Below are 649 nucleotides of genomic sequence, written 5' to 3'. Positions count from 1 at the left end.
GATTGGCGTTCACGAAGACGGCAGGCGGAACAGACAGGGCATGGCGAAGCGCTTCGCCTGCTTGAGCAGAGGCCAGCGCGCGCTGTTCCAATGGGCTGCGGCGCAGCATCCGGCATCCCACTGCGGCAAAAAGATACGCACTGCGGCGTGCCCAATCGGTTGCGGCGGCAACGCGCGTGCGGCTCTCGCACCGCTGTTGCCGCTTGTCGTCCCTGGTCGGAACAACGGTCGCTGGCGGCGCAATCGAATGGCGCGCAGGCGACGTACGCACCGACACGACCTGCATCGACAAGGCGCGCACCGCGCTCAAGTGCCCATTCCCGCGCGTGGACGGTCCACCGGCACTGGCATGCAGGTCGCGGCGCGGTTGGCGCACGCCGTGCCGCCCCATTGGTGTGCCCCTGCGCAGCGCGGGCACATGCCGCTCGGGCAGCGGTCCCGCGGTGGCGGCCTTCGGCAAGATGCGCACGACACTCAAGGAAGAGATCTGACGCGTGGCCAACATTACGGCACGGACTTGCCGATTGGCGTTCACGAAGACGGCAGGCGGAACAGACAGGGCATGGCGAAGCGCTTCGCCTGCTTGAGCAGAGGCCAGCGCGCGCTGTTCCAATGGGCTGCGGCGCAGCATCCGGCATCCCACTGCGGC

Annotated in this window: 1 protein-coding gene; it reads right to left on the bottom strand. The window is 68.1% G+C overall.

Going from position 1 to position 649, the window contains the following annotated elements:
* Positions 1-631 (bottom strand): hypothetical protein (locus tag ACO0LM_RS28655; protein ID WP_423042344.1); only part of this gene is annotated, 631 nt, incomplete at its 3' end.
* Positions 632-649: the final 18 nt, after the last annotated feature.

It is taken from the genome of Undibacterium sp. Di26W (assembly GCF_049340265.1).
Taxonomy (GTDB): Bacteria; Pseudomonadota; Gammaproteobacteria; order Burkholderiales; family Burkholderiaceae_D; genus Undibacterium.
The sequence above is the reverse complement of the archived record's forward strand: the minus strand, read 5'-3'. Positions and strand labels throughout refer to the sequence as shown.